The 25,467-nt window shown below is 73.0% G+C and carries 25 protein-coding genes; 14 read left to right on the top strand and 11 right to left on the bottom strand.

What is annotated here, in order from left to right:
• Window positions 1–6 precede the first annotated feature (6 nt).
• Both U5C87_RS02380 and U5C87_RS02375 read right to left on the bottom strand, forming a co-directional pair.
• Window positions 7–1,731, bottom strand: coding sequence for a glycerol-3-phosphate dehydrogenase/oxidase (locus U5C87_RS02380; protein WP_330475042.1), 1,725 nt, complete (start codon window positions 1,729–1,731; stop codon window positions 7–9).
• Window positions 1,732–1,766: 35 nt separating this feature from the next.
• On the bottom strand, window positions 1,767–2,450 hold the full coding sequence (locus tag U5C87_RS02375) for a hypothetical protein (protein ID WP_330475041.1): 684 nt from the start codon (window positions 2,448–2,450) through the stop codon (window positions 1,767–1,769).
• Window positions 2,451–2,553: 103 nt separating this feature from the next.
• Between U5C87_RS02375 and glpK the strand changes: the two genes are divergently transcribed.
• Window positions 2,554–4,080, top strand: coding sequence for a glycerol kinase GlpK (gene glpK / locus U5C87_RS02370; RefSeq protein WP_330475040.1), 1,527 nt, complete (start codon window positions 2,554–2,556; stop codon window positions 4,078–4,080).
• A 13-nt stretch (window positions 4,081–4,093) separates the two neighbouring features.
• Here the strand turns inward: glpK and U5C87_RS02365 are convergent, their stop codons facing one another.
• On the bottom strand, window positions 4,094–4,597 hold the full coding sequence (locus tag U5C87_RS02365) for a MarR family winged helix-turn-helix transcriptional regulator (protein WP_330475039.1): 504 nt from the start codon (window positions 4,595–4,597) through the stop codon (window positions 4,094–4,096).
• Between the two features lie 90 nt (window positions 4,598–4,687).
• Here U5C87_RS02365 and U5C87_RS02360 point away from each other — a divergent pair, with 90 nt between their 5' ends.
• Window positions 4,688–5,959, top strand: coding sequence for an MFS transporter (locus tag U5C87_RS02360; RefSeq protein ID WP_330475038.1), 1,272 nt, complete (start codon window positions 4,688–4,690; stop codon window positions 5,957–5,959).
• On the opposite strand, the gene tpx is transcribed toward U5C87_RS02360, so the two are convergent.
• Window positions 5,929–6,423 (bottom strand): thiol peroxidase, encoded by a 495-nt coding sequence (tpx, locus tag U5C87_RS02355; RefSeq protein ID WP_330475037.1) that lies wholly within the window; start codon window positions 6,421–6,423, stop codon window positions 5,929–5,931. The two genes, U5C87_RS02360 and tpx, sit on opposite strands and share 31 nt — an antisense overlap.
• Before the next feature lie 53 nt (window positions 6,424–6,476).
• On the opposite strand from tpx, the gene U5C87_RS02350 reads away from it, so the two are divergent.
• From U5C87_RS02350 to U5C87_RS02330, 5 genes are all read left to right on the top strand, one after another.
• Complete coding sequence (locus tag U5C87_RS02350; RefSeq protein WP_330475036.1) at window positions 6,477–7,169, top strand: ceramidase domain-containing protein; 693 nt, start codon at window positions 6,477–6,479, stop codon at window positions 7,167–7,169.
• Window positions 7,166–7,567 carry an ankyrin repeat domain-containing protein gene (locus U5C87_RS02345; protein ID WP_330475035.1) on the top strand — a complete coding sequence of 134 codons (402 nt, stop codon included), beginning with the start codon at window positions 7,166–7,168 and terminating at the stop codon, window positions 7,565–7,567. The genes U5C87_RS02350 and U5C87_RS02345 overlap by 4 nt, the downstream gene beginning before the upstream one ends.
• A gap of 2 nt (window positions 7,568–7,569) precedes the next feature.
• Window positions 7,570–7,836: a hypothetical protein gene (locus U5C87_RS02340; protein ID WP_330475034.1), complete on the top strand. Its 267-nt coding sequence runs from the start codon at window positions 7,570–7,572 to the stop codon at window positions 7,834–7,836.
• Window positions 7,837–7,909: 73 nt separating this feature from the next.
• A complete protein-coding gene (locus tag U5C87_RS02335; RefSeq protein WP_330475033.1) occupies window positions 7,910–10,759 on the top strand; it encodes an alpha/beta fold hydrolase in 2,850 nt (949 codons plus the stop codon).
• Window positions 10,756–11,682: an ABC transporter permease gene (locus U5C87_RS02330; protein WP_330475032.1), complete on the top strand. Its 927-nt coding sequence runs from the start codon at window positions 10,756–10,758 to the stop codon at window positions 11,680–11,682. The genes U5C87_RS02335 and U5C87_RS02330 overlap by 4 nt, the downstream gene beginning before the upstream one ends.
• 46 nt (window positions 11,683–11,728) lie before the next feature.
• On the opposite strand, the gene U5C87_RS02325 is transcribed toward U5C87_RS02330, so the two are convergent.
• The 3 genes from U5C87_RS02325 to U5C87_RS02315 form a co-directional block, all read right to left on the bottom strand.
• Window positions 11,729–12,601, bottom strand: a complete 873-nt coding sequence (locus U5C87_RS02325) for an LLM class F420-dependent oxidoreductase (protein WP_330475031.1) — start codon at window positions 12,599–12,601, stop codon at window positions 11,729–11,731.
• Window positions 12,602–12,630: 29 nt separating this feature from the next.
• Window positions 12,631–13,698 carry an alpha/beta fold hydrolase gene (locus U5C87_RS02320; protein ID WP_330475030.1) on the bottom strand — a complete coding sequence of 356 codons (1,068 nt, stop codon included), beginning with the start codon at window positions 13,696–13,698 and terminating at the stop codon, window positions 12,631–12,633.
• An 89-nt stretch (window positions 13,699–13,787) separates the two neighbouring features.
• Window positions 13,788–14,321 carry a phosphoribosyltransferase gene (locus U5C87_RS02315; protein WP_330475029.1) on the bottom strand — a complete coding sequence of 178 codons (534 nt, stop codon included), beginning with the start codon at window positions 14,319–14,321 and terminating at the stop codon, window positions 13,788–13,790.
• Between the two features lie 144 nt (window positions 14,322–14,465).
• On the opposite strand from U5C87_RS02315, the gene U5C87_RS02310 reads away from it, so the two are divergent.
• Window positions 14,466–15,611 carry an aminotransferase class I/II-fold pyridoxal phosphate-dependent enzyme gene (locus U5C87_RS02310; RefSeq protein ID WP_443082121.1) on the top strand — a complete coding sequence of 382 codons (1,146 nt, stop codon included), beginning with the start codon at window positions 14,466–14,468 and terminating at the stop codon, window positions 15,609–15,611.
• A gap of 78 nt (window positions 15,612–15,689) precedes the next feature.
• On the opposite strand, the gene U5C87_RS02305 is transcribed toward U5C87_RS02310, so the two are convergent.
• Window positions 15,690–16,040, bottom strand: coding sequence for a hypothetical protein (locus tag U5C87_RS02305; protein ID WP_330475027.1), 351 nt, complete (start codon window positions 16,038–16,040; stop codon window positions 15,690–15,692).
• Between the two features lie 225 nt (window positions 16,041–16,265).
• Here U5C87_RS02305 and U5C87_RS02300 point away from each other — a divergent pair, with 225 nt between their 5' ends.
• The gene (locus tag U5C87_RS02300; RefSeq protein ID WP_330475026.1) at window positions 16,266–16,964 is read left to right on the top strand and encodes a DUF5995 family protein; all 699 of its coding nucleotides are present in this window, start codon (window positions 16,266–16,268) and stop codon (window positions 16,962–16,964) included.
• A gap of 51 nt (window positions 16,965–17,015) precedes the next feature.
• On the opposite strand, the gene U5C87_RS02295 is transcribed toward U5C87_RS02300, so the two are convergent.
• Window positions 17,016–18,329, bottom strand: a complete 1,314-nt coding sequence (locus U5C87_RS02295; protein ID WP_330475025.1) for an MFS transporter — start codon at window positions 18,327–18,329, stop codon at window positions 17,016–17,018.
• Between the two features lie 134 nt (window positions 18,330–18,463).
• Here U5C87_RS02295 and U5C87_RS02290 point away from each other — a divergent pair, with 134 nt between their 5' ends.
• Complete coding sequence (locus U5C87_RS02290) at window positions 18,464–18,976, top strand: MarR family winged helix-turn-helix transcriptional regulator (protein ID WP_030201563.1); 513 nt, start codon at window positions 18,464–18,466, stop codon at window positions 18,974–18,976.
• 25 nt (window positions 18,977–19,001) lie between these two features.
• Here U5C87_RS02290 and U5C87_RS02285 read toward each other — a convergent pair whose 3' ends face one another.
• Window positions 19,002–19,916 carry a hypothetical protein gene (locus tag U5C87_RS02285; RefSeq protein ID WP_330475024.1) on the bottom strand — a complete coding sequence of 305 codons (915 nt, stop codon included), beginning with the start codon at window positions 19,914–19,916 and terminating at the stop codon, window positions 19,002–19,004.
• Complete coding sequence (locus U5C87_RS02280; RefSeq protein WP_330475023.1) at window positions 19,913–20,470, bottom strand: SigE family RNA polymerase sigma factor; 558 nt, start codon at window positions 20,468–20,470, stop codon at window positions 19,913–19,915. The genes U5C87_RS02285 and U5C87_RS02280 overlap by 4 nt, the downstream gene beginning before the upstream one ends.
• A 194-nt stretch (window positions 20,471–20,664) precedes the next feature.
• On the opposite strand from U5C87_RS02280, the gene U5C87_RS02275 reads away from it, so the two are divergent.
• The 4 genes from U5C87_RS02275 (at window position 20,665) to U5C87_RS02260 (ending at window position 25,349) form a co-directional block, all read left to right on the top strand.
• A complete protein-coding gene (locus tag U5C87_RS02275) occupies window positions 20,665–21,528 on the top strand; it encodes an SDR family oxidoreductase (RefSeq protein WP_330475022.1) in 864 nt (287 codons plus the stop codon).
• A gap of 10 nt (window positions 21,529–21,538) precedes the next feature.
• Window positions 21,539–23,209 carry a 5,6-dimethylbenzimidazole synthase gene (gene bluB / locus U5C87_RS02270; protein ID WP_330475021.1) on the top strand — a complete coding sequence of 557 codons (1,671 nt, stop codon included), beginning with the start codon at window positions 21,539–21,541 and terminating at the stop codon, window positions 23,207–23,209.
• Between the two features lie 78 nt (window positions 23,210–23,287).
• Window positions 23,288–24,832 carry a peptide MFS transporter gene (locus U5C87_RS02265; RefSeq protein WP_330475020.1) on the top strand — a complete coding sequence of 515 codons (1,545 nt, stop codon included), beginning with the start codon at window positions 23,288–23,290 and terminating at the stop codon, window positions 24,830–24,832.
• Window position 24,833: 1 nt separating this feature from the next.
• Window positions 24,834–25,349: a gamma carbonic anhydrase family protein gene (locus U5C87_RS02260; protein ID WP_330475019.1), complete on the top strand. Its 516-nt coding sequence runs from the start codon at window positions 24,834–24,836 to the stop codon at window positions 25,347–25,349.
• Window positions 25,350–25,467: the final 118 nt, after the last annotated feature.

Raw genomic sequence — 25,467 nt, 5'->3', positions numbered from 1 at the left:
CAGCGATTACGAGCCCTCGGGCGCCCGGCTCACCGGGATGCGGCGCGCGTCCGGCGCGCTGAGGCGCTCGGCGTTGGCCTCGGAGTCGGCGAGCTCCTTCTGCGACTCGAGCTCCGCCTCGACCCGCGCGAGGTAGCCCGACACCTCGGCCTCGATGCGCTCCGCGTCCCAGCCGAGCACGGGCGCGACGATCTCGGCGACCGCGCGGGCGCTCTCGACCCCGCGGCTCGGGGTCTCGATGGAGATGCGGGTGCGGCGGGCGAGCACGTCGTCGAGGTGCAGCGCTCCCTCGTGCGTCGCGGCATACAACGCCTCGACCCGGAGGTACTCCTCGGCGCCCGGGAGCGGCTCGAAGAGGGAGCGGTCGTCGGCGGCGAGCGCGAACAGCTCGTGGACGAGGGAGCCGTAGCGCTCGAGCAGGTGCGTGATGCGCCAGACGGGCAGCTCCTGGTGCCGGGCGAGCCGGTCGATCTGGTTGACGAGCGCGACGTAGCCCTCGGCGCCCGAGAGCGGGATGAACTCGGTGACGCTGTCGGAGACGTCGCCGCCGATGTCCTCGCGGGCGGCGTCGACGGCGTCGGCCGCCATGACGCGGTAGGTCGTGTACTTGCCGCCGGCGATGGAGATGAGCCCCGGCTGCGGGCGCGCGACGGCGTGCTCGCGCGAGAGCTGGCTCGTGTCCTCGCTCTCGCCGGAGAGAAGGGGGCGCAGGCCGGCGTAGACGCCCTGGATGTCGTCATGGGTCAGCGCCACCTTGAGCACGGTGTTGATGTGCTCGAGGATGTAGTCGATGTCGGCGCGGGTCGCCGCCGGGTGCGCGAGGTCGAGCTCCCAGTCGGTGTCGGTCGTGCCGATGATCCAGTGCGTGCCCCACGGGATGACGAAGAGCACGGACTTCTCGGTGCGCAGGATGAGGCCGGTTTCGGAGTTGATCCGGTCGCGGGCCACGACGATGTGCACGCCCTTGCTCGCGCGCACGTGGAAGCGGCCGCGGCCGCCGGCCATCGTCTGGATGTCGTCGGTCCACACGCCGGTGCAGTTGATGACGACCGAGGCGCGCACCTCGGTGCGCTCGCCGGTCTCGACGTCCTCGACGAGCGCACCCACGACGCGCTCGCCCGCGCGGAGCAGCTCGACGACGCGGGCCGAGTTCACGACCGTGGCGCCGTATGCCGCCGCGGTGCGGACCGTGGTCAGCGTGTGCCGGGCGTCGTCCGCCTGGGCGTCGTAGTAGAGCAGCCCACCGGTCAGTGCCTCGCGCTTGAGCGCGGGGGCGAGCTTGAGCGCGCCGGTGCGGGTCAGCTGCTTGTGCCGAGGGACCGAGCGCGCCCCGCCCATCGAGTCGTAGAGCGTCAGGCCGGCCGTGACGTAGGGGCGCTCCCAGCCGCGGCTGGTCAGCGGGTAGAGGAACGAGACGGGCTTGACCAGGTGCGGGGCGATGCGGCTCAGCATGAGCTCGCGCTCCTTGAGCGCCTCGCGCACGAGGTCGAAGTTCATCTGCTCGAGGTAGCGCAGGCCGCCGTGGAAGAGCTTCGACGAGCGCGACGACGTGCCGGACGCGAAGTCCCGCTGCTCGACGAGGGCCGTCGACAGGCCGCGCGTCGCCGCGTCGAGGGCGACGCCGCCGCCGGTCACCCCGCCGCCGATGACGAGCACGTCGAAGTGCTTGGTGCCGAGGCGCTTCCACGCCTGCTCGCGGTAGTCCGTGTCCACGCGCACTGGGCTCGTCATCGGTGTCCCTTCACGTCGCTGCAGAGAGGGCCACTCTATCGAGCCGCACCCGAAGGCCGTATGCCGTAGTACCGGGTGCGGCGGCGCCGGGATCCTTCCCGGGGCGCGACCGCCACGACGAAGTCCGAGCCCCCCGTCTGCATGGTCAGCCGGATGTCCCGCGGGACCGGGAGGAGTCGCGCGGCGTCCTCGTCGCGGTAGAGCACGGTCGTCTGGAGCCGGTGGCCCAGCTCCCTCTCGTCGTCCTTCGACAGGGGCGCGAGCCGCTCCCGGACCGTCGCGGCGGCGCTCCGAAGGCTCTCGGGCGTCACCTGGGGACCTCCGACGAGCACGACGGTGTCGACGTGCTCGTGCGCCTCGCCCGAGGTGATCGCGGTGTCGCGCCGCAGCCAGGTCGTGGAGTCGCCGGACTCGCGGACGAGGCCGCTGGGCACCTGCGCGGTGACCCAGCCCCGCTCGAGGTAGGCGGCATGGATCCATCGCAGGCGCACCCGCTCGTGGAGCAGCCCCACCGCGATGACGGCCAGACCGACCATCCCCCAGGCGACGAGGCTCGGCCACATCGTGGGCAGCTCCCGCTGGAACAGCACGATCACGGCGACGAGCACGAGGACGAAGAGGATGCCGCCGCCGAAGTGGCGCAGCCCTCTCGGCGGCACGACCCGGGCGGCGAACCCACGCCTCGAGGCCAGCTCTGCCTGCAGCTCTTCGATGGTCACGGCGCAACGCTAGTCAGCGGGAGCGGCGACCCGCGGACGGCCCCCGGGCCGGGCCAGTGCCGGGACCCGTGACGACCACGCACCCCGACGGTACGGTCTGGTCATGCCGACGGAGCAGCGCAGCCATGTCGTGTCGATCGACCAGGGGACCACGAGCACTCGGGCCATGGTGTTCGACCGCCGGGGGCGCGTCGTCGCCGTCGACCAGCAGGAGCACCGGCAGATCTTCCCGCGGGCCGGCTGGGTCGAGCACGACCCGATGGAGATCTGGGAGAACACCCGCCTCGTCGTCGGTGGCGCCCTCGGCAAGGCCAACCTCAACGCCACCCACATCGCCGCGGTCGGCATCACCAACCAGCGCGAGACGACCGTCGTGTGGGACCGCGCGACCGGCCGACCCGTCCACAACGCCATCGTCTGGCAGGACACCCGCACGCAGGCGATCTGCGACGAGCTGGCCCGCGACGGTGGCACCGACCGCTTCAAGGCCGTGACGGGCCTGCCGCTCGCGACGTACTTCGCCGGCCCCAAGGCGCGCTGGATCCTCGACCACGTCGACGGTGCCCGCGCGCGGGCCGAGGCGGGGGAGCTGCTCTTCGGCACCATGGACACGTGGCTGCTGTGGAACCTCACCGGCGGCGCGGACGACGGCGGCATCCACGTCACCGACGTCACCAACGCCTCACGCACCCTGCTCATGGACCTGCGCACGCTCGACTGGGATGCCTCGTGCGCCGAGGCGGTCGGCGTTCCGCTCGCGATGCTCCCTGAGATCCGGTCGTCCTCCGAGGTCTATGGCACGTGCAAGCCGGGCATCCTCATCGACGTCCCGGTCGCCGGCATCCTCGGCGACCAGCAGGCGGCGACCTTCGGCCAGGCCTGCCTCGACGTCGGCACCGCCAAGAACACCTACGGCACCGGCAACTTCATGCTCCTCAACACCGGCGAGGAGATCGTCGCCTCGACGCACGGGCTGCTGACGACGGTCTGCTACCAGCTCGGTGACGCCAAGCCGGTCTACGCCCTCGAGGGCTCGATCGCCGTCACCGGCTCGCTCGTCCAGTGGCTGCGCGACAACCTCGGTCTCATCCAGGACGCCAAGGAGGTCGAGACCCTCGCCGCCGGCGTCGAGGACAACGGCGGCGCCTACTTCGTGCCGGCCTTCTCCGGCCTCTTCGCACCGCACTGGCGCCCGGATGCGCGCGGCGCCCTCGTCGGTCTGACGCGCTTCGTCAACAAGGGCCACATCGCACGAGCGGCCTTGGAGGCCACGGCCTTCCAGACGCGCGAGGTGCTCGAGGCGATGAACGCCGACTCGGGTGTCCCTCTTACCGAGCTGCGGGTCGACGGCGGCATGGTCGTCAACGAGACCCTCATGCAGTTCCAGGCCGACCTGCTCGGGGTCGACGTCGTGCGGCCGGTCGTGGCCGAGACCACCGCCCTCGGGGCCGCGTATGCCGCGGGGCTGGCTGTGGGCTACTGGCGCAGCACCGACGAGATCCGGGAGAACTGGGGCGAGGACCGGCGCTGGTCGCCGCAGCTCGACGTGGCGGAGCGCGAGCGGCTCTTCCGCACGTGGAAGAAGGCCGTCCAGCGCACCCTCGACTGGGTCGACGAGGACACCCCCTGAGGCGCGGAGCCGCTCAGTCGCCCTCGAGGTGCAGCACGACCTTGCGCAGGAGCCCGTTGAGGGTCGCCAGCTCCTTGGCGCTGAGACCGGAGAGGGCGGCCTTCTCGCGCGCCATGCCCGCCTCGATCCCCTTCTCCCACAGAGCCCTTCCGGACTGCGTGGGTCGGATGAGGATGCGGCGGCGGTCGATGGGGTCGACCTCGCGCGTCGCGTGACCGCGCTGGACGAGGCGGTCGAGGCGTGAGGTCATCGCAGCCCGGGTGACGCCGCACGCGTCGGCGAGCTGCGCCGGCGTCGCCTCCTCGGGGTACGGCTGGATCATCAGCGCGTGGAGCGTGCGGTAGTCCTCGATCGTGTCGTCGGTGCCGGCATAGCTGGCGTGGTCGTCGGCCTTGAGCCGCTTCGTGATCGCCTGCATGCGCGTGACGGCGCCCTCGACCTCGGGGTCCATGTCCTCGAGCAGGCCGCTCCAGCGAGCGACGTGCCGGTCGACCGAGTCCTGCCGCGCTCTCGCCATGCCCCCAGTCTCGCAGAGGCCCTGACGTCCTGCGCCATCTCTCTGACTATTCGTTGACAGATAGTCAGATGTCTAATTAATCTCGAGGGCATGACCTTCCGCGACCTCCTCGGCATCCGCGACGTCCGGCTCCTGCTCGTCGGTCAGGGGCTGTCGTGGGTCGGCGACGCCTTCAACCCCATCGCCCTGTCGGTGGCGGTCGTCCTGTGCGGCGGGGGCGCGGCAGAGCTCGGCGTCATCCTGGCCAGCGGCGTCGTCGCGCGGCTGCTCTGCAGCCTCGTCGGCGGCGTGTGGGCCGACCGGGTCACGCCGCACCGCATCATGGTCGCCGCCGACCTCGCCCGGGCGGCCTCGGTCGGCGGCACGGCGGTCGCCTTCGCCGCCCTCGGCGAGCCGCCGGTCGCGCTGCTCGCAGCCCTCGCGGCGGTCACCGCCGGGGCGGGTGCCTTCTTCTTCCCCGCCTTCGTCTCGCTCCGGCCGCTCATCGTGCCGACCGCGGGACTGCAGACCGCGAACGCCGCCATCAGCTTCCTGCAGTCGGGCGCCCAGCTCGCGGGCCCGGTCCTCGCGGGGCTCGTCGTCGCAGCCTTCGGTCCGGTGCCGGGCTTCACCGTCAATGCGCTGACCTTCGCGTGGTCAGCCGTCTGCGTCGCGCGGCTGCGGGCCCGCGCCGGCCACGTCCCGGCGCGCACGAGCCTGCTCTCCGAGGTGCGCGAGGGCCTGGTCGAGATCCGCAGCCGGGACTGGCTCTGGACGAGTCTCGTGTCGGCGGCGATGTTCCACGTCGCGAGCGGCGTCTTCATCGTGCTCGTCGAGGTGACGACGGTGCGCGACCTCGGCGGCGCCCACGCGCTCGGGCTCGTCACCGCGGCGCTGGGACTCGGCGGCCTCGTCGGCGGCCTCGTCGCGATGCGACTGCAGCCGCGCCGGATGCTGCTCTGGGCGTTCGTCGCCCTCGGCCTCTTCCCGCTCTTCCCGCTCGGGTTCGCCTGGCCCGGTGGACTCCTCGCGATCCTGGCGCTCGCCCTCGTCGCCCAGGCGGGGCTGCTCTACTTCGACGTCGGCTGGCAGACCGCGATCCAGCAGGGCGTCCCGCACGACCGGCTGGCCCGCGTCGCCTCGTGGGACGTGCTCATCTCGTTCGTCGCCCTGCCCGTCGGCAACGTGCTCGCCGGACCGCTGAGCGAGCACGTCACGACGGACGTCCTCATGGCGGGGATCGCCGTCTGGATGCTGGTCGCGGGGTGCTGCCCGCTCCTCGTGCGGAGCGTTCGCGGTTTCGTCCGTGACGGCGGCGCTCCGGCCGTCACGGACGAGACCGCAGGGACCGGTCAGCCCAGCGCGGCGATCGCGGCGTCGTAGTCCGGCTCCTGGCCGATGGCCGGGACGAGCTCGGTGTGCACGACGGTGCCGTCGGCCTCCACGACGACGACCGCGCGGGCGAGCAGCCCGGCGAAGCCGCCGTCCTCCATCCGCACGCCGTAGTCGTAGCCGAAGCCGGACCGGAACGAGGACGCCGCGACGACGTTCTCGATGCCCTCGGCACCGCAGAAGCGGTTCAGGGCGAAGGGCAGGTCGGCCGAGACGCAGACGACGGTCGCGTTGTCGAGGCCGGCGGCGATCTCGTTGAAGCGGCGCACGCTCGTCGCGCAGACGCCGGTGTCGACGCTGGGGAAGATGTTGAGGACCACGCGCTTGCCCGAGGGCAGCGTGACGTCGTCGCGCAGGTTCGTGCCGGTCAGCGTGTATGCCGGGGCGGGCGTGCCCACGGCCGGCAGCTCGCCGACGGTGTGGACGGGGGTGTCTCCGAGAGAGGTGGTGGCCATGGAGGTATCTAACACGGGTGCCCTGCACGGCACCGAGGGCCTACCGTCGCGGCATGCCCGCTGACGGCGCGACCTGCCTGACGACCCGCTGCTTCTGCGAGCTCGTGCGCCCCGAGGGGATCGCGCAGCCCGCGAACGCGTGGTCGTCGCTCGCCTTCGTCGTGGCCGGTCTGGCGGCGCTCGTGCTCCTGCGCCCGGCCACGCGACCCGAGCGCGTGCTCGTGCCGCTCCTCGCCGTCGCCCTGGCCGCGGTCGGCGTCGGCAGCTTCGCCTTCCACGCGACCCTGACGCTGTGGGGCCAGTTCGTCGACGTCCTGCCCATGTATGCCGTGGGCTGCGTCCTGCTCGCGGGCGCGCTCGTGCGCCTCGGCCGGGTGACACCCCGCCGCGCCGCCGCTGGTGGGGTCGCCCTGCTCGTCGTGCTCACCGTGCTGCTCTGGGTCTGGCCCGAGTCGCGCCGCGTCCTCTTCGCCGCCGTCCTGCTGCCCGGCATCGTCCTCGAGCTCGTCCATGCGGGGCGCGCGGGTCGTGCGGGTCGTGCGCGTGGTGCGGGAGGAGGCGCACGCTGGCTGCACGTCGGGCTGGGACTGCTCGTCACGGCATACCTGCTGTGGGTGCTCGACCAGACGGGACTGTGGTGCGACCCGGGGAGCCCGCTCCAGGGGCACGCGGCGTGGCACGTGCTCGGCGCCCTCGCCGGGTGGTGCCTGGCCCGGCACTGGGCGGGCCGTAGGTTGGTGCCATGACCGAGCCGCCGCCCACGCCGGAGCAGCTGGAGCAGCACGCGCGGATCGTCTCGGTCGCGATGGACCTGGCGCGCGACGGCAGCACGGCCGAGCTCGCCGAGTTCCTCGACCACGGCTACCCCGTCGACCTGCCCGACCCGGCGGGCAACACGCTGCTCATGCTCGCGGCCTACCACGGGCACCTCGACACGGTCAGGTCGCTCGTCGGGCGCGGCGCCGACGTCGACCGGCGCAACGACCGCGACCAGTCTCCCGTCGCGGGCGCCATGTTCAAGGGCGAGGACGAGGTGGTGCGGGCGCTCGTCGCGGCCGGCGCCGACCTCGACGCCGGCTCGCCCACGGCCCGGGAGACGGCCCGCATCTTCGGGCAGCAGCACCTCATCGACGGACAGGAGTGACCATGGCCGACTCGCGCCAGCCCCAGCGCCCGCAGGACACCGGAGCGGGATCACGCTTCGTCATCAACCTCGTCGGCGTCATCGGCCTCCTCTTCGGCGTGCTGCCGATCGTGCGCTACCTGCTCGACCTGTCGCTGTTCGAGTTCACCGTGGCGCCCTACGAGTGGCTGCGGCTCGAGGGGGCGGCGCGCTTCCTCCCGCCCGCCATGGTGCTCGTCGTGTGCATCGTCGTCGCCTACCTCCTCGAGAAGCGCCTCGCCCGCGACTGACCCCGTCCCGCGGCCGGGCCAAGGCTGGACGGACGATGACCGTCCGGGGACCAGCCCGTGATGTGATGTGGGCATGTCGGTCCGGGCCTCCCTCCTCGCCGCGCTCGTCGTCGGTTCGAGCCTGACGATGGCGGCCGCCCCGGCGGCCCACGCAGCCGCGTCCGCGGAACCCGTGACGCCGCAGGCGATCTCGGTGCCGGTCGGCGCCGAGCCCGACGGCACTGCGGTGCGCCTCGACGTCTCGGTGTGGCCGCAGGCGAGCGGCAAGCACCCGGTCGTCCTGCTGGCCCACGGCTTCGGGGGCACCAAGGACTCGGTCACGAGCCAGGCCAACGACCTGCACGACCGTGGCTACGTCGTCATCGCCTGGAGCGCCCGCGGTCACGGCCAGTCCGGCGGTCGCATCCACCTCAACGACCCGGCCTACGAGATCGCCGACGCCAGAACGCTGCTCGACCTCGCGGCCAAGCGGTCCGACGTCGAGCTCGACGCCCCGGGAGACCCTCGGGCCGGTGTCATGGGCGCCTCCTACGGCGGCGCGCTCGGCCTCATGCTGGCCGGGGCCGACCGCAGGGTGGACGGCGTCGTCTCGGCCATCACGTGGAACGACCTCGCCGACGCCTTCTTCCCGCAGGCCGCCGTCACGAGGCCGGCGACGACCGCGGCCGGCCGGTCCCCGATCGACGTCGCCGGGCCGTTCAAGCAGGTCTGGGCCACGAACTTCTTCCTCTCCGCCCTGCGCGGCGGCGGTCAGGGCGTCCAGGGCGCACAGGGTGCCCAGTCCGGCGGCGCCGCAGCCGGCGCCGCCCGCTGCGGCCGCTTCGACCCGACGATCTGCCGCCTCTTCGTGCAGGCCTCCGAGACCGGCACCGCCTCGCCTCAGCTGACCGCCCTGCTGCGGGCGCACAGCCCCAAGCCGACGATGAACGCCGTCACCGCGCCGACCTTCATCGTCCAGGGCGTCGGCGACTCCCTCTTCGGTCTCGACCAGGCCGACGCCAACGTGTCGGCGCTCGCTGCCAGCAGGACGCCGTATGCCGTCCGGTGGAGCGACGGCGGCCACGATGCAGCGAGCACGCACGAGACGGAGGAGCTCGACGCCTCCTACACGTGGCTCGACCACTACGTCCGCGACAAGCCGTCGGCGAGCCGGAGCCAGTCCGCCCTGCCCACGGCGGCCTTCACCTACAGCACCCCAGCCGGTCGCGCAGGTCAGCCGACGACGCTCCACACGCTCACGGCATACCCCGGCCTCTCGGGAGCGCCGCTCCAGACGCGTCAGCTGCCGCTGTCGACGACCTCGGGGACGCTGCTGCACCCGCCCGGTGGGCAGCCCGCGTCGCTCATCGCGGTGCCCGGTCTCGCGGCACTCGGCGTCAGCCTCTCGACCTACCAGATCGCGGCGCTGCCGGGGCAGTCGACGGCGCTGGACACCCAGCCCGTCGCCGAGGCCACGACGGTCGTCGGGTCGCCGACGCTGCGCCTGACCGTCACCTCAGACACCCCCGACGTCACGCTCTTCGCCTCGGTGTGGCGGGTGACCGGTGGGTCGGTGACGCTGACCAACCCGCTCGTCGCGCCAGTGCGCCTCGCCGTGACGCCGGGTCGCCCGACGCCCGTGACGATCTCGCTGCCCGCGGCGACCTACGACCTGCCCGCCGGCACCCGGTGGCGCGTGCTGCTGACGAGCACCGAGTCGACCTACTCCAACTCGCGCAGCCCCGCCGCCATCCGCATCTCCGACGCCTCCGCCCTGACGCTGCCCGTCGCGACCGGTGCCGCGGTCGGTGGTGCCGTCGCCGGTGGCGTCGACACCGAGACGCTCCTCGCGTCGGGTGCCCTCGTGCTGCTCCTGCTCCTCGCGCTCGGCGGCTGGCTCGTCCGCCGGCGTCGGCGCCGGCACCTCCCGGCCCGGCCCGACCTCGCCGACATCCCGCTCGTCGTCGAGGGCCTCGTCAAGACGTATGCCGACGGGCACCGCGCCGTCGACGACGTGACCTGGCGCGCCGAGAAGGGCCAGGTCGTCGGGCTGCTCGGGCCCAACGGCGCCGGCAAGACGACGACGATGCGCATGGTCATGGGCCTCATCTCCTCCGACGCCGGCAGCGTCCACGTGCTCGGCGAGGCCGTCTCCGCGGGCTCCCGCGTGCTCGGCCGCGTCGGCGCGCTCATCGAGGGGCCGGGCTTCCTGCCGCACCTCACAGGGCGCCAGAACCTCGAGGCCTACTGGTCCGCGACGGGCCGCGCGCCCGAGGACGCCCACTTCGACGAGGCGCTCGACGTCGCCGCCCTCGGCGGGGCCGTCGACCGGCCGGTCAAGTCCTACAGCCAGGGCATGCGCCAGCGCCTCGGCATCGCGCAGGCCATGCTCGGACTGCCCGAGCTGCTCATCCTCGACGAGCCGACCAACGGCCTCGACCCGCCCCAGATCGCCGCGATGCGCCCGATCCTGCGGCGCTACGCCGAGACCGGCCGCACCGTCGTCGTCTCGAGCCACCTGCTGGCCGAGGTCGAGATGACGTGCACGCACGTCGTCGTCATGCACGCCGGACGGGTCATCACCCAGGGCCCCGTCGCCGAGCTCGTCGACAGCGACGACACGACGATCCTCGACCTGCCCGAGCACGTCGACCACGACGTCGTCAGTGCCGGAGTGCACGCGCTCGAGGCCGCCGACGGCGTCACCGAGGTGCGCGTCGACACCCCGACCCGGATCGTCGTCGTCGCCGACCGCGGCCGGGCCGAGGTCGTCGCGGCCGCCGTGACGGCGGGGCTGCCCGTCGTCGGCGTCAGCAGCCGCCGCCACCTCGAGGAGGTCTTCCTCGGGGTCATCTCGTCGGCCTCCGCCCCTGCGGCGGGCGCCGAGCCCGGCGACGATGGCGAGTCCCTCGTCGAACGACTCAGGCAGGTGAGGGCCCGATGAGCCAGACCCCCGACAAGCCCGAGCACGTGGCGGGCGAGGCGCTGCTCGAGGTCATCGAGCCGACGTCGGCCGCCGCGAGCAGCGAGATCCACCAGGTGCGCGGCCCGCTCTCGTGGCGGTCCGAGCTGCGGCGCCAGTGGGGCAGGCGGCGCACCATCTGGGCCTTCGGCCTGCTCCTCGTGCTCCCGCTCGTCCTCGTGGGGTCGTTCGCCTTCGGGCAGCGGTCGGGCAACAGCGGCCGGGGCAGCGCCTCGAGCCGGATCTTCGACCTCGCCCAGAGCGGCGCCGCCAACTTCAGCCTCGTGCTCGTCTTCCTCGCCTCCGAGCTGCTCCTCGTGCTGCTCGCGGCCCTCTTCTGCGGCGACGCGGTGCCCTCGGAGGCGTCGTGGTCGTCGCTGCGCTACCTCCTCGTCGCCCCGGTCCAGCGGGCCCGGCTGCTCACGAGCAAGCTCGTGATCGGCATCGCCTCGACCCTGCTCGCCACGGTGCTGCTGCCGGCGTGGGGCCTGCTCGTCGGCGGCATCGCCTACGGCTGGGACCCACTGACCAACCCGCTCGGCGAGAACCTCACGTGGGGGCAGTTCCTGCCGCGCCTCGCGCTCGCGATGTCCTACATCTTCGTGACGCTGCTGCCCATCGCGGCCATCGCCTTCTGGATCGGGACGCGCTCCGACGCGCCGCTCGCCGCCGTCGGCGGAGCGGTGCTCGTCAGCATCCTGCTCAACATCCTCGACCAGCTCGACGCGCTCGACCCCTACCGCAACGCCTTCCCGGGGCACTACTCCCGGGCCTGGCAGGACGCCCTCGCCGTGTCGCCGGACTGGACCGACATGCTGCACGGCGCGCTGTGGGCGCTCGTCTGGGCGGTCGGCTTCACGATGCTCGCCTACCGCCGCTTCCGCCGCAGCGACATCCTCAGCTGACCGCCCACCCGGCCGGGACGCACCCGGCCGGGCCACGCGGCATACGTCAGAGCTTGGCGGCCTCGGGGATGATCCGCTCGCCGATGAGCTCGAGCACGTCGGTGCTCGAGCCGTCGCCGATGCCGAGCTGCACGTGCGTGACGCCGAGCGCGGCGAGGTCGCGCAGGTGCTCGAGCGTCGCGTCGACCTTCTCGCCGTTGGGGCCCGGGTCGACGGGTCCCATGACGGTCTTCTCGATCTCGTCGTAGTCGCGGCCGAGGGCCTCGCAGTGCCCACGCAGCACGTCGAGCTTGTGCGCGAGGTCGGGGCTGTCGAAGAGGTTGCAGGCCTGGGCGTACTGCGCCACGAGCCGCAGCGTCTTCTTCTCGCCGCCGCCGCCGATGAGGATCGGCGGGTGCGGGCGCTGGACGGACTGCGGCGAGTTGAGGGTGCGGCCGAGCTGGTAGTGCTTGCCGGCATACGGCCCGTCGTCGTCGCTCCACATCTGCAGGCAGATCTGCAGGGTCTCCTCGAGGCGCTCGAAGCGCTCGGCGGTGCCGGGGAAGGGCAGGCCGAGCCCGACGGACTCCTCCTCGTTCCAGGCGGCGCCGATGCCGAGCATCGCCCGGCCCTTGGAGAGCACGTCGAGCGTCGTGACCTCCTTGGCGAGCAGGCCCGGCTCGCGGTAGACGGCGGCCGTGACCCACGCGAGCAGCTGGACGCGCTCGGTGACCGCGGCGAGGTAGCCGAGCGCGGTGTAGGCCTCGAGCATCTCGTGCTCGGGCGGGCCGATCATCCCGATCTGCCACACGTGGTCCATGACCGAGATCTTCGTGAAGCCGACGTCCTCGGCCGTCTTGGCAGTGCGACGGAGGTCGTCGACGAAGGTGGCGGAGCCGCCGCTCCACGTGAAGTTGGCGATGTGCAGTCCGAGGTCCATGCTCTGCACACTACGACTGCCCGCTGGGATCAGTCCGTGATGAGCGCCTCGATCTCGCGGGCGAGGACCTCGGGCACCTCCAGGGGTATGCCGTGTCCGATCCCTTCGAGGGCCACCTCCCGGGTGGCGCCCCCGGCCGCGGCGTAGCGCGTGAGCACGGCCCGCATCTGGGCCACCATCGGCTGCGGGGGCAGCACCTCGGCGCCCGGCCAGCCCGGCACGGCGCCGAGCGAGCCCAGCGTCGCGAGGTCGAAGAGCGAGGTGTCGCTGACGATCTGGTCGGCGGTGCCGTGCACCCACGTGACCGGTGGCTTGCGCTCCAGGTCCACGATCGCCGTGGCATCGAAGTGGGTGGGCGCCATGGTGTTGAGCACGCCCCGGCTGCCGGGGGCGAGACCCGGCCAGTTCTCCGACGGCGTCGAGTCGCCCGGATAGAAGTCGTCACCGGTCCGCGTCAGGAGCAGCTCGCCGACGAGGAAGTCCTCGTCGACGTTCTCGGCGTTGGCGCCCGGGCCGTAGTAGGTGCGCATGACGACGCGCGGGCTGCTCTGCGGATCCTGGTCGCCGGCGTCCTTCTCGCCGAGACGCCGCACGAAGTCGGCGTTGGCCGCGCCACCACCGGTGCTCGCGCCGTCGGCGAACGCGGGCGTGCCTGCAGCGTCGACGGTTCCGCCGAAACCGTGCGGAGACAGCGGTGCCACGAGGGCGACGCTCGCGAGGTCGTCGGGGTGCTCGATCATCAGCTGCTCGAGCACACCTGCGCCCATCGACCAGCCGGCCGCGATGACGCGGCACTCGTCGGCCAGGCCCAGTGCCTCGAGGAGGGCGTGGACGTCCTCGACCATGTCGCCGAGTCCGCGGGTCGCGTCGATGGGCAGGGCGTCGGTGCGGCCGAAACCGCGGAGGTCGGGCGCGATGACCCGGACGTCGTCGGCGAGCTCGCAGAGGGCTTCGGCGACGTAGCGCCAGTAGCCGCCGGTGGACAGGTTGCCGTGCAGGAGCAGGATCGGGACACCGTCCTCGGGGCCGCTCGACCACACGTGGGTGCTCAGCCGCGAGGTCTCGACGAGGCTGCAGGTGAACGACGACGTTGTCATGGCGATCCTCTCGACGGGGGCGACCTGCCCTGTCTAGCACCGCGGGAGCGCTCGGTCAGTGTGGTCGGACCACGCCTTCCGGCGCCGGCTCAGGCGTCGTCGGCCGTGGCCCTGACCTGCGAGCCGGACACGGGCGGCTCGGCGGACCACGGGAAGACGATCCAGCGGTCGGTCTGGCGCCACACGTAGTCCGGGGCCACGATCGAGCGCGGCTTGCCGTAGAGCACCGCGCTGCGAGCCTCGGCGCCGTGCTTCTGGAGCAGCTCGAGCACGAGGGCGAGCGTGCGGCCGGAGTCGGCCACGTCGTCGACCACGAGGATCCGGCGGCCCCTGAGGCTGTCGGTGTCGAGGTGCGGGGCGAGCAGCACGGGGTCGGGCAGCGTCTCCTCGACGTCGGTGTAGAACTCGGCGTTGATGGCGTCGGTGAGCTTGACGCCGAGGGCGTAGGACAGGCCGCCGCCGGGGATCAGGCCGCCGCGGGCCACGGCCACGAGGATCTCCGGGCGGAAGCTCGAGTCGGCCACGAGCTGGGCCAGCTCACGCACGGCGGTGCCGAAGCCGTCCCACGTCAGCACCTCCTTGTCGACGAGGGTCGAGGCGTCTGCGTGGTGGGCGGTCGTCATGCGGACGAGGCTAGCGACGTCGGGGGAGCGCCGTGTCTCGGGTGTCGAGGGTTCGGGCAGACTGAACGGGTGACCCCCGAGACCACCCGTTCGGCCAGACCGCTCCAGCCCTCGCGGCGCTCGCAGGTGGCGCCCTTCCAGGTCATGGACGTGCTCGACCGGGTCGCCGTCCTGCGGGCCGAGGGCCGCGACGTCGTGTCGCTCTGCGCCGGTGAGCCGTCGGGCGGCGCGCCGAGCCTCGTGTCCGAGGCGGCCGCGCGGATCCACGGGTCCGGGCGCGTCCTGACCTACACCTCGGCCCTCGGCATCCGCGAGCTGCGCTCCGAGATCGCCGCCCACTACGGCCGCTGGTACGGCCTCGACGTCGACCCGGCACGCGTCGCCGTGACGACCGGGTCCTCCGGCGGCTTCGTGCTCGCCTTCCTCGCCGCCTTCGAGGCGGGCGACCGGGTCGCCCTCGCCCGCCCGGGCTACCCCGCCTACCGCAACATCCTCACCTCGCTCGGCTGCGAGGTCGTCGAGATCGACTGCGGCCCCGAGACGCGCTACCAGCCGACCCCGGCGCTGCTCGACGCCGCGCAGGCCGACGGCGGGCTCGCCGGACTCATCGTGGCCTCGCCCGCCAACCCGACCGGCACGATGGTCGACCGCGCCGAGCTCGCCGCGATCACCGGATGGTGCGCCGCCAACGGGGTGCGCCTCGTCAGCGACGAGATCTACCACGGCGTCACCTATCCCGAGCCGGGTGCGCCCGACCCGCGCGGGGTCTGCGCGTGGGAGACCGACGACACCTCGATCGTCATCTCCTCGTTCAGCAAGTACTGGGGCATGACCGGCTGGCGCCTCGGCTGGATGCTGCTGCCCGAGGACCTCGTGCGCCCCGTCGACGCGCTCGCCGGCAACGTCGCCCTGTGCCCGCCCGCGCCGGCGCAGTATGCCGCGGTGTCGGCCTTCGCGGAGGAGTCCTACCGTGAGTGCGACGAGGCTGTCGCCGAGTTCGCCCGGACCCGGAAGCTGTTGCTGGACAACGCTCCCCGTCTCGGCTGGGGAGAGTCCGCGCCGCCCGACGGCGCGTTCTACTACTGGGCCGACCTCGGGCCCCAGCTCGGTCGCTGGGGCGGCTCGGCGGCATACGCCGGGGCCCTCCTCGAGGAGGTGGGCGTGGCGATCACGCCCGGCGGCGACTTCGACGACCGTGCCGGTGCGCACTCGGTGCGGCTCAGCTTCGCGGCCGGCGTGACGGCGGTCGGTGAGGCGATCGAGCGGATCGAGGCGTTCAACGCGCGTTGACGTCGGCGTCCGGCCCGACGCGCGTCGGGGCCCCCGGCTGGCGGGGGCCCCGACTTCTCGTCACCTCTGCACCGATGACTAGATGATGAGCAGTACCGCAGCGGTTACCGCTCCAGCGAGGCTCAGCGTGCCGAGCGCGAAGCCCAGTACGGCACCGGCCGTCCAGTGGCCGGACCGGTCGCGCACGCTTGCGCCCAGCAGGCCGAAGCCCGCGGTGAGCAGCACGCCGCCGGCGATCCAGCTGCCGAGGTACCAGGCCTCACTCAGGCCCGCCAGGATCCACGTGGCCGGCACGAAGTACGTGTACGCGCCGAACGCCGCGACGAGGGCACCGATGATGATGAGCGTGTAGTCCAGCGTGCGGTTGCGGAACAACCGGGGCAGGCCCTGCTCAGTCCTCGTGGTCTGACTCTGTAGGAGCTGCGACATCGTCGTCACCTCCTTTCCATCTCTGACTCCAGCATGTCGCGCCGTACGCGGGGGCGTCAGAGGCCTTGGTCCCGAACTTCGCAACCGGCTGCCCGTGCAGCGGGGACCCGCTAGCGTCGGTGCATGGGGTGGTTCACCGACGCGGTGGCATGGGTCCGGGCCCGCACCGGGGTGGCGCCGCGCCCTCAGCCGCCGGCACCGATCCCTCCGGCGCCGGGTCAGCCCGTGTCCGTCGATGCCGTCATCGCGCGGATGAGGCAGATCGACGGCTCGCTGCCTCCTGACGACGGGGTCGGCGACTTCAACCGGATGTATCTCCGCGTCACCGAGCTGGTGCGCGACCGCCTCGTGGCGGGCTACTTCACCGACCCGGCCTTCGTCACGCGCCTCGATCTCGTCTTCGCCGGGCTCTACCTCGACGCCGTCGACGCGGCGGCCCCAGACCCGTCGTGGGCGCCGCTCTTCGTGAGCCGGCGCGAGCCCGGACGCGTGCCGATCCAGTTCGCCCTCGCCGGCATGAACGCCCACATCAACCACGACCTGCCGGTCGCCGTCGTCACGACGTGCCGCCAGCTCGGGCTGACACCGGACAGCCCGGGCGTCGAGGACGACTACCGCCGCGTCAACGAGCTGCTCGCTGCCGTCCAGGAGGAGGTGCGGCGCTCCTTCCTCGACGGGGTGGCGCTCGCGGTCGACGAGCAGCTCGCCGGGCCGGTCGCCGACCTCGTCAGCGGGTGGAGCATCACCCGGGCGCGCGACGCGGCGTGGACGAACGCCCGGGTGCTGTGGTCGCTCGACGGCGCTGAGCCGCTGCGCACCGAGTTCCTCGCCACGCTCTCGCGCACGGTCGGGATGGCGGGCCGCTACCTGCTGACACCGGTCGCGGACCTCGCGCCCGAGACGCCGGGCGGCGGGCCGAGGTGAGACCGCGCGCCGGAGCGCGATGGGCCACCTGGACCCGCGGGCCGGACCCGATCAGGCGTTGACGGGGACCGGCGTCAGCGTGCCGGTGCTGTCAGCGGTGCTGGTGCTGGTGCTGGTGGTGGAGCCGGCGAGGTCCGGGGCCGGGCGGCGCTCCTCTGCACGGCGGGTGCGCAGCGCGGCCCGCAGCCGCCACGCGCCGTAGACGGCGACGAGGCTGATCACGAGGTGCAGGGCGAGGAAGCCGTTTGCCAGGCCCATGCCGAGCAGGGCGCCCGCGACGAGCGGACCGACGGCCGAGAAGGTCGTCTGGATCGCCGTGAAGGTGCCGAGCGTCGTGCCGACGAGCCCACGCGGCGCCAGGCTCGCGGTGAGCGGGTTGAGGACGGGCGCGTACATCGTCTCGCCGACGGCGAAGATGCCGAACGTCGTGACGAAGAGGGCCGACGCCACCTCGGGCGTCAGCTGCGCGACCGACAGCACGATCCACGACAGCGTCCAGATCGCGCCGACGACCATGAGCAGGCTGGCGGCGTTGCGCCGTGCCGTGAGCCGGACGACGACGACCTGCAGGACGACGATGACGACGCAGTTGACGGCGGCGGCGAGGCCGATGGCGGACTCGTCGACGTCGAGCACGGTCAGGGCGTAGGCCGGCAGGCCCGACTCGAACTGCGCGTAGAAGCCGAGGGCGAGGGCCACGGCGACGACCGCGGTCCAGCGCAGGGCCGGCACGGCGAAGATGCGGCGGAGGGCGTCCATCGTGCTCAGGCGGGTCTCCGCCTCGCCGGCGGCGAGGTCGGGGGCGACCTCGCTCGGGGCGCCGATGCCGGCGACGTGGATGAGCACGGCCGAGATCGCGAAGCCGGCTCCGGCGGCGATGAAGGCGAAGGTCATGCCGTCGGTGCGGGAGAGGTCGACGAACTGCCCGGCGACGAAGGCGCCGACCGCCATGCCGATGGCCTCGGCCGTGAACTTGTAGGCGAAGACCTTGCGGCGGTCGTCGCTACCGGCCCAGCGCAGCACGAGCACCGACGCGGCCGGACCGGCCGCGGTCAGGCCGAAGCCGAAGACGAACATGCCGACGAGGAAGGCGGGGGCTGACTGCGCCCAGACGAGCCCGCCGACGCCGACGGCCGCGAGCAGCTTGGCCACGACGGCGACGGCGACCGGGTTGAAGCGGTCGCTCAGCCGGCCGGCGAAGGGCGCGGCGACGAGGGCGCCGACCGAGAAGAGGGTGCTGGCCAGAGCGGCAGCGAGCGCGCCCCACCCGCGGGTGTTGGCGGCATACGCGTACTGGTAGGGCAGCACGGTGCCCCATCCGAGCATGCCGATGGACGACGCGAGGATGAGCAGCTTGGTGCGCATGGGTTTCACACCCTTTCTGGGATGGGGGAAGGCGGACCGGGATGTCAACGCAGCTTCGGTATCGAATATTTCGTCATCGAAGTTCGACTTCGAAAGAGTAGCACCAGCCCCGGTCGGTGCGACAATGCGTTCCCATGGCAGCCAAGCGACGACGGACCGCCCAGCAGGAGCACGCCGCGGACGTCGCGACCTATGTCGCGGCCGGCGGTGAGGAGTCGGTCCAGCGCGTCATCACCGCGCTGTTCTCGGTGACCAAGAAGCTCGACCAGTGGTACGTCCGGCAGTTCGCCGACCTCGACCTCACCCAGGGTGAGTGGTCGGTGCTCGCCGCGCTGGCCCGTGCCGGGGACACCTGCCTCACGCCGAGCCAGCTCGCCGACCTGTCCAACGTCGCGCCGTCGTCGATGACGCACCGGCTCGACAAGATGGCCGGGCGCGGGCTGCTCCAGCGGCGGCCCGACGAGTCCAACCGCACGCGCACCCTCGTCTCGCTGACCACGGACGGCTGGGCCCTCTTCAGCGCCGCGGTGCGCGAGTCCAACGTCGTCGAGAGCGACACGCTGCGCGACCTGTCCGACACCGAGCGCCACGAGCTCGCCCGGCTGCTCGAGATCGTCATCGCCGGACTCGACGACATCGAGGCCTGAACCGTCTGGCGGAGTCCCTGCTGGCCTACCGGGTCGAGCCGGTTGAGCCGGCCGGTGGCGTGGACCACGGGATGCGCCCGTCCGGGTCGCCCGACGAGGAGTCCAGCAGCGGCGCGTCCCACAGCAGACGCGGGTCGGCGACGATCGCGAGCAGCTCCGCCTTCGACGGCAGGGGCGCCGTCGTCGCAGTCAGCGAGTTGCCCCCCTCGCGCGCCGTGACGGACACGTAGGCCGTGCGCCCGTCGGCGTAGGTGCGGCTCGCGGCGCGGCTCGTGCCGGTGCTGCCGTAGTGGAGGCGAGAGCCGTCGGGCTCGCGGCGCACCAGCCGGCACACGGAGGGCCAGTCGGTGAACTCGCCGCCGCAGTCCAGGGTGGCCGTCGGGCCCTCGTCCCGCAGGAAGCGCGCGCTGGCCGAGCCGACGTGCACCCCGCCCAGCGACGTGGAGCCCTTCCGGCCCCAGGAGATGGTGATCTCGAACCGCGCGATCTTCGAGTCCTTCATGCTGGTGCGGGTGCCGGAGCCGGACGAGCCGTCACCCCAGCCCCCGAGGTAGCGGCCGGCGCCGGAGGTGTGTGCCTGCACGACGGCGGCCATCCGGGCACCCAGCAGATCGGTCGTCAGCGCCGCGGGCGTGGTCGAGGGGGTGCCCAGCGGCGTGCTCGTCGCGGGGAGAGGCGTGCTCCGGGTGACCGCGGCGGTCGCAGCGGCCGAGCGGGCCGGGCTGGGCGTCGGAGTCCCACCGCCCTGCACCCAGAGTCCGCCGGCGACCGCGACGGCGGTGACGGACGCCGCGGCGCCGGCCAGCACCCGCGACCGGGCGTTGCGGCGCGCGGCCCGACCCCGCGCGAGGTCGTCGGCGGGGTCGAAGTGCTCCGCGGGGGCGGCGTCACGCAAGCGTGCGAGCCCGTCTCGCACCTGCTTCTCGATCGTGTCGGTCATCGCGGCACCTCCTGCCGGTCGAGCGCATGCTCTGTGTCTGTGTGCTGGTCGGCGGATGACGGGTCGGCCGGCGACAAGGCCCTGGCCAGGTGGGCCAGCCCCTTGGACGTCTGGCTCTTGACGGTCCCGCTCGAGATCCCGAGCAGGTCGGCGGTCTCGGCGACGCCGAGGTCCCACAGGTAGCGCAGCACGACGACCCGCCGCATCGCCGGCGGCAGTGCGGCCAGGGCGTCGGCCAGCTGGTCGCGGTCCTCGACGGCAACCCCGTCGGCGCGCGCGGCCAGGTCGGGCAGGTCGTCGCCGGCCGACCGCTCCCGCCTCCACCACGGTCGACGGGTCAGGTCGACGTGCGCGTTGACGAGCACCCGTCGCGCGTAGGCGTCCTGCGCGGACATGGCCGCAACGCGCGGCCATGCGACGTAAAGCTTGGTGAGCGTCGTCTGGACGAGGTCCTCGGCGGTGGCGGGGTCGCCGCAGAGGACCAGAGCGGAACGCCGTAGGTGCTCACGGCGGCCCTGGACGTACCGCGTGAACTGCTCGTCCCGTTCAGACATGTCTCCCCTGTGCGTGCGGTGCGGCGCCGGCCACGGTTGCTGCCGTGGCCGGCCCGACGTCCGACGGGTCCCCCTGCGGGCCCGTCATCCCTTGAACGTAGCGACGCCACCCGCGGTTGCCTCGCCGCCTCGGCCGATGCCGGCCGCGAGTCCGCCCCGCCGCCCCGCCGCCCCGCCGGCGTAGCGTCCCCTCCATGAACAGCAACGGGAAGCCGGTCGCCCTCGTCACCGGAACCTCCTCGGGCATGGGCCTGCACACCGCCGTCGAGCTCGCCCGCCGCGGTCTGACGGTCGTCGCGACGATGCGGGACACGTCGCGCGCCGCCGGCCTCACCGACGCCGCCGCCGAGGCCGGCGTCGAGCTCGACGTGCGGGCCCTCGACGTCACCGACCACGAAGCCGCGCGGTCCTGTGTCGACGGCGTCCTCGCCGACCACGGCCGCCTCGATGTCCTCGTCAACAACGCCGGCCGGGGCACCGTCGCGACGGCAGAGCAGCTGAGCCTCGACGAGATCCGCGACCAGCTCGAGGTCAACTACCTCGGCCCGGTCGCCCTGACCAAGCTCGTCCTGCCTCACATGCGCGAGGCCGGCTCCGGCACGGTCCTCACCGTCACGAGCGTCGGCGGCGCCGTCGGCCAGCCGTTCGCCGACGCCTACTGCGGCGCGAAGTTCGCCGTCGAGGGCTTCATGCAGTCGCTCGCCGTCGTCATGCTCCCGCACGGTGTGCGCGTCTCGGTCATCGAGCCCGCCGCCGTCGCGAGCGACTTCGTCGGCAACGTGGCCCGTCCCGAGGCCCCCGCGTCCACCGACTCCACGGACCCGTATGCCGCCCAGCTCGACGCCTACCTCGCGCGGTCCGCGGGGGCCTTCGCCAATGCGCAGTCCTCGCGCGACGCCGCCGTGGCCATCGCCGACGCCGCGACCTCGACGGACTACCGCTTCCGCTGGCAGACCTCCGAGGGCGCCACCGCCTTCGTCGGGATGTCGCTCGCCGACACGGACGGCAGCCGCGTGCTCGGCGCGACCCGCTCCTGGATCGAGCCCGCCCCGAACTAGGCTCTGGCGGGTGAGCTACCGCAGGCCCGTCCCGACGATCGGCGACCCGTCGTCGGCCGCCGAGCGGGCTGCGGCGCCCGACGCCTGGGCCCTGCGCGACGACCTCGCCTCGCTCGAGCGGGTCGTCGGCGCCCGCCGCGACATCCGCCGCTTCCGGCCCGACCCGGTGCCCGACGACGTCCTGACGGCTGTGCTCACCGCGGGCCACCGCGGCCCGTCGGTCGGGCACAGCCAGCCGTGGCGCTTCGTCGTCGTCACCGAGGCGGCCACCCGCGACGCGGCCGCGCTGATGGCCGACCGCTGCCGCCTGCGCCAGGCCGCCGGCATGGCCGAGGAGTCGGCCCGCGGCCTGCTCGACCTGCGTCTCGAGGGCATCCGCGAGGCGCCCCTCGGCATCGTCGTGGCCTGTGACCGGCGCACCCCGGCCGCCGGGGTGCTCGGCCGCGCCACCTTCCCCGACGCCGACCTCTGGTCGTGCGCCGCCGCGATCGAGAACATCTGGCTCACCGCCCGCGCCCACGGCCTCGGCCTCGGCTGGGTGACGCTCTTCGAGCCGGCCGAGCTCGCCGAGCTGCTCGGTCTGCCCGACGGCGTCGAGACCCTCGGTTGGCTCTGCCTCGGCTGGCCCGACGAGCGACCGCCCGAGCCGGGGCTCGAGCGCGCTGGGTGGAGCCGGCGCCTGCCGCTCGACCAGGTCGTCATGCGCGAGCGCTGGACCGAGCGCGACGCCCCCACCTCGCACCTGCGCGCGCCCGAGCCCGCCGAGGTCGTCGCCGCCCGCGACCGGTCCGACGACCTGCTCACCGTCCCCGGCTCGCTCGGGGTCCTCGACACCGTCCTCGACCGCGTCACGGCGCTGACCGCCGTGGACGGTCGGGGCACCCTCGTCGTGGCGGCCGCGGACCACGGCGTCACGGCATACGCCATCAGCGCCTTCGACCCGACGGTCACCGCCGACGTCGCCCGCGCCACCCGCGAGGGCACGTCGATGGGCGCCGTCGCCGCCCGCGCCGCCGACCTCGACGTCGAGCTCATCGACGCCGGGATCGGTTGTCGCAGAGGCGATCTCGTGACCACCGACGCGCTCGACGAGATGGCGTATGCCGGCCTGCTGGCCCTCGGACGAGAGCGCGGCCGCGCGCTCGCCGGGTCGGGACCGGTGGCGCTCGGCGAGGTCGGCGTCGGCAACACGACCGTGGCGGCCGCCCTGGCCGCGGCCCTGCTCGAGGTCCCGGCCGGCGAGGTCGTCGGTCGTGGGTCGTCCGCCGACGCCGCGATGATCGAGCGCAAGCACGACGTCGTGGAGCGGGCGCTCGCCCGGGTGGGTCGGGTGTCGGCCGCCGATGCCGTCCGGCGGCTGGGCGGCGGCGAGCTCGCCGTCCTCACCGGGGTGGTGCTCGGCGTCGCGGAGGCCGGCGGTGTCGCCGTCCTTGACGGGCTCGCCACGTCGGTGTGCGCGCTCGCCGCGGTGCGCCTCGAGCCGGCCGTCGCCGCACACCTCGTCGCCGGGCAGCGGTCGCGTGAGAAGGCCCACGCCCTCGTGCTGCGCGAGCTGGGCCTCGAGCCCCTCCTCGACCTGCGGATCCGTGCGGGCGAGGGCGTCGGCGCGGTGCTCGCGACGGGCCTGCTCAAGGACGCCCTCGAGCTGCGCCGAGGCGTCGCGCGCACGTCCCGGGTTTGAGTCAGGCGGGACCTCCCACCTAGTTTGGGGTGGTTGTCCAACTGCCGAACTGCCCTCACGAGGGGCTGGGAGAAACGCATGTCAACACAGACCCAGGGCCGACCGCCGACACCGAACGTGGGCGGAGGCGCCGAGGACCGCGCCTTCCTCGGACACCCCAAGGGCCTCTCGACCCTCTTCTTCGTCGAGCTGTGGGAGCGCTTCTCCTACTACGGGATGCGCGCCATCCTGCTCTACTTCCTCATCGACACCGCGGCCAACGGCGGCCTCGGCATCGACGAGACGACGGGCACCGCGGTCGTCGCCATCTACGGTGCGTCCGTCTACCTGCTCTCGATCATCGGTGGCTTCACCGCCGACCGGCTCTTCGGTGCCCGGCGCTCGACGCTCTACGGCGCCGTCGTCATCATGGCGGGCCACGTCTGCCTCGCCCTGCCGACGGCGGCCACGGCCTGGCTCGGCATCGCCCTCGTCGCGCTCGGCACCGGTCTGCTCAAGCCCAACGTCTCCGCGATGGTCGGCACGCTCTACAAGCCCGAGGACGCCCGCCGCGACGGCGGCTTCTCGATCTTCTACATGTCGATCAACATCGGCTCGTTCTTCTCGCCGCTCGTCGTCGGCTGGCTGCGCGAGCACTACGGCTACCACGCCGGGTTCTCCGCCGCCGCGGTCGGCATGGCCATCGCGATCGTGTGGTTCGTCGTCGGCCGCAAGGCGCTCGGCCGGGCCGTCGACGACGTGCCGAACCCGCTCGCCCCGGAGGAGCGCGGCCGCGTCACCGCACTCACCGTCGGTGCCGTCGTCGCCTTCGCGCTCGTCGTCGTGCTCGCCGGCCTGTGGCGCGACACCGTGCTCGACCAGGTCATCGACGCCATCTCGATCGTGGCCGTGCTGACCCCGATCGCCTACTTCACGATGATGTTCCGCAGCCCCAAGGTCGAGCGCGAGGAGCGGTCGCACCTCGCCGCCTACCTGCCGCTGTGGATCGGCGCGATGCTCTTCTGGATGATCTTCGAGCAGGCCGCCGGCAAGATGGCGCTCTTCGCCGCGAACAACACGGTCAAGGAGACGGCCGGCATCACCGTCAACCCCGAGTGGTTCCAGTCGATCAACCCGCTCGCCATCGTGCTGCTCGCCCCGATCTTCGGCTGGATCTGGACCAAGCGCGCCGGCCGTTCGCCGTCGACCCCGATGAAGTTCGTCCTCGGTGTCGCGATCATCGGCCTGTCGGCGCTCGCCATGTCGTGGGCCTTCGCGACGTTCCAGGGCAACACCGCGCCGGTCTACATCCTCGGTGGCGTCTTCGTCATGCAGACGATCGCCGAGCTGTGCCTCTCGCCGGTCGGCCTCTCGGCCACGACGCGCCTCGCCCCCCGCGCCTTCGCGAGCCAGGCCATGGCGCTGTGGTTCCTCGGCAGTGCGGCCGGCCAGGCCATCGCCGCCCAGCTCATCCAGGCGATGGGCGGTCTCAGCGACGCGACGTACTACCTCGTCAACGGCGTCATCACGCTCGTCGTGGCGGGGGTGCTCCTCGGCCTCGTGCCGTGGATCCGTCGCAAGATGTCGACCGCCGAGGTGCACGCCACTTCCGGCGCGACCTCCGACACGGTCTCGGCGCACTGACGTGATCATCACCCTCGCCGGCGTCACCCCGGTGGTCCACGAGACCGCCTGGGTGGCGCCGAGCGCCGACCTCGTCGGCGCCGTCGACCTGCGCGCCGGCTCGAGCGTCTGGTACACCGCGGTCCTGCGCGCCGACTTCGACCCGATCGTCCTCGGCGAGCGCAGCAATCTGCAGGACGGCGTCGTCGTGCACACCGACGCCGGGCACCCGACGACCATCGGTGCCGGCGTCTCCGTCGGCCACCGCGCCGTGCTCCACGGCTGCACCATCGAGGACGACTGCCTCATCGGCATGGGCTCGATCGTGCTCAACGGCGCGCACATCGGCGCCGGCAGCCTCGTCGCCGCCGGGGCCGTCGTGCCCGAGGGCGCCGTCATCCCGCCCCGGTCGCTCGTCGCCGGTGTGCCTGGGACGGTCCGCCGCGACATCGACGACCCCGGCCTCGCCCGCATCCAGGCCAACGCCGAGGTCTACCTCGAGCTGGCCCGCCGCCACCGCGAGGCCACGGGCGCCTGAGAGCCGGCCACCCGGCATACGCCCTCGGTTCGAGGTGATCCCGGCAGCGACGCAGCTGCCGCGATCACCTCGACCGCGCAGCATGACCCTCTGGTTCGAGGTGATCCCGCGAGCGACA

This window comes from Terrabacter sp. C0L_2 (assembly GCF_036352015.1).
GTDB lineage: Bacteria > Actinomycetota > Actinomycetes > Actinomycetales > Dermatophilaceae > Terrabacter > Terrabacter tumescens.
This window is presented reverse-complemented; position numbering and strand designations above follow the sequence as displayed.